The organism is Mesorhizobium sp. M7A.F.Ca.US.005.03.2.1, assembly GCF_003997795.1.
Lineage (GTDB): Bacteria > Pseudomonadota > Alphaproteobacteria > Rhizobiales > Rhizobiaceae > Mesorhizobium > Mesorhizobium ciceri.
In genome coordinates, this window is sequence record NZ_RZRP01000876.1 from 1 (window position 1) to 2,560 (window position 2,560).

Below are 2,560 nucleotides of genomic sequence, written 5' to 3' on the forward strand. Positions count from 1 at the left end.
GCCTGGCCTTCTTTTTGGCGGCCAACAGCCATCTTCTTCGAAGCCAAGGGATTGGCGTCAGCGGTTGGTGAAATTCGGCTTCCGCTTCTCGGCAAAGGCCGCCATGCCTTCCTTCTGATCGTCCAGTGCGAACAGCGAGTGAAACAGCCGGCGCTCGAACCGCAATCCCTCGGCAAGCGTCGTCTCGAAGGCGCGGTTGACAGCTTCCTTTGCCATCATCACCGATGGCAGCGAGAAAGCGGCGATCTTGGCCGCGGCCTCCAGCGCCTCCTCGACAAGTTCGCCGGCAGGCACGACCCGCGACACCAGGCCAGAACGCTCGGCCTCGGCGGCATCCATCATCCGCCCGGTCAGGCACATGTCCATCGCCTTCGACTTGCCGACAAAGCGGGTCAGCCTTTGTGACCCGCCCATGCCTGGAATGACGCCGAGCGTGATCTCGGGCTGGCCGAACTTGGCCGTGTCGGCGGCGATGATGAAATCGCACATCATCGCCAGCTCGCAACCGCCGCCGAGTGCATAGCCCGCCACCGCCGCGATAATAGGCTTTCGCGCCCGCGTCAGTTCCTCCCAGCCGACGAAGAAGTCTTGGGCGTAGGCGTCCGCATAGGAGATGGACTGCATCTCCTTGATATCGGCGCCCGCCGCGAAAGCCTTTTCGGAACCGGTGATGACCATGGCGCCGATACCGGGATCGGCGCTGAACCCGTTCACGGCTGCCACCACCTCGGTCAGGATCTGGGAGTTCAGCGCGTTGAGCGCCTGCGGCCTGTTCAGCGTGATCAGCCCGACCTTGCCGTGCGTCTCGGTGATGATCGTCTCATAGGTCATGGCTGCTTCTCCTTGCTTACGCTCGTCTAGAGCGGTTCATCGTTTCACGGAAACGCAGAACCGCTCCATCTCCTTGTCTTGATGCAATTTCGGACGGAAAACCGCCCTCGCTTTTCCTGGAATTGCTCTGACTCATCGCTGGCATGTCCGGCAATAAAAGGTCGATCGGCCGCTCTGCACGATACGCTCGATGTGGCCGCCGCAACTGGGCTTGGAGCAGGCCTCGCCTTCGCGGTCGTAGACGGCGAAGGCGTGCTGGAAATAGCCCAGCGACCCATCGGTCTGCATATAGTCCCGCAGTGAGGAACCGCCGGCTGCGATCGCATCCGATATCACCGAACGAATGGCTTGCGCGAGGTGTTCGCTTTGGGCCTGGGCTTTCTTTCCGGGCCTGGCGATCGTGCCCGCCTCGCGCAGCGGCGACAGGCCCGCACGCCACAACGCCTCCGACACATAGATATTGCCGAGCCCGGCGATCAGCCTCTGGTCGAGAAGCGCTGCCTTCAGCGGTGATCTCCGCCCCTTCATCAATGAGGAAAGCAGCGCACCGTCCAATGTGTTGCCCGTAGGCTCGACGCCAAGTCCAGCCAGCATCGGATGAACGTCCGGCAGTCCTTCCGCAAACAACATGAAGCCGAAGCGGCGCGGATCATTGAAGATCACGCGCGATCGGGTACCGGCCGGAGACACGACATGGAAGACGACGTGGTCGTGATTGGAGCTCTTCGAGCGGTCGTGCCGGAAGATGCCGGGCATGTCGCTGCCATCAGCCGTCTCGATGCGGAATGAGCCCGACATGCCGAGATGGCAGATCAGCGCGGGGCCGCCTTCCAGGTCCATCGTCAGATACTTGGCCCGGCGGCCGAGTGCCGTGATCGTCTTGCCGGCCAGTCGCTGCGCGAATTTCTCGGGAAATGGAAAGCGCAGATCCGGTCGGCGCGCCTCGACGCGGGCGATGGTGGCGCCTTCCAGAACCGGCTGAAGTCCGCGCCGGACGGTTTCGACCTCCGGTAACTCAGGCATGACCGCCGATCGCCGCATAGAAAGAAGTGCCGTAGCGTCCGGGCGCCAGCCCGAGATGCTCGGCCACGGTTTCGCCGATGTCGGCGAATGTCGTTCTCAGTCCGATGTCGCCGCCCTTGAGACCCGGTCCAGTGCCGATCACCGGAACGCGCTCGCGCGTGTGATCGGTCCCGGCCCAGGTAGGGTCGTTGCCGTGGTCGGCCGTCAGGATGAGAAGATCGCCCTGCCGCAGCCTCGCAAATGCCTCCGGCAGCCGCAGGTCGAAGGCCTCGAGCGCTGCAGCATAGCCCGCGACATCGCGGCGGTGACCGAATTCGGTGTCGAAGTCGACGAAATTGGCGAAGACGAGGTCACCGTCGCCGGCATCATCCATCGCACCCAGCGCTTCGTCGAACATAGCCATGTTGCCTGCCGCCTTGCGCACTTGCGAAATTCCGCGATGGGCGAAGATGTCGCCGATCTTGCCGACGGCGATGACACGGCTGCCACGCGCCGTCAGCCGGTCGAGCAGGGTCGGTTCCGGCGGGGGCACGGCGTAGTCATGACGGTTGTATGTCCGCTCGAAAGTGGCGGTGGTTTCGCCGACGAACGGCCGCGCGATCACCCGTCCGATCCTGAGCGGGTCAACCAGCCTGCGCACCACCTGGCAGAATTCATAAAGCCGATCGAGGCCGAAATGGACTTCATGCGCGGCGATTTGCAGGAC

Annotated in this window: 3 protein-coding genes; all 3 read right to left on the reverse strand. The window is 63.3% G+C overall.

What is annotated here, in order from left to right:
- Nucleotides 1-57: 57 nt before the first annotated feature.
- Complete coding sequence (locus EN991_RS31830; protein WP_127370236.1) at nucleotides 58-831, reverse strand: enoyl-CoA hydratase; 774 nt, start codon at nucleotides 829-831, stop codon at nucleotides 58-60.
- A 132-nt stretch (nucleotides 832-963) separates the two neighbouring features.
- Entirely contained in the window at nucleotides 964-1,854 is an 891-nt protein-coding gene (gene mutM / locus EN991_RS31835) for a bifunctional DNA-formamidopyrimidine glycosylase/DNA-(apurinic or apyrimidinic site) lyase (protein WP_127370237.1), read from the reverse strand.
- A partial coding sequence (locus EN991_RS31840; RefSeq protein ID WP_127370238.1) for a phosphopentomutase occupies nucleotides 1,847-2,560 on the reverse strand: 714 nt, incomplete at its 5' end. The genes EN991_RS31840 and mutM, both read right to left, overlap by 8 nt.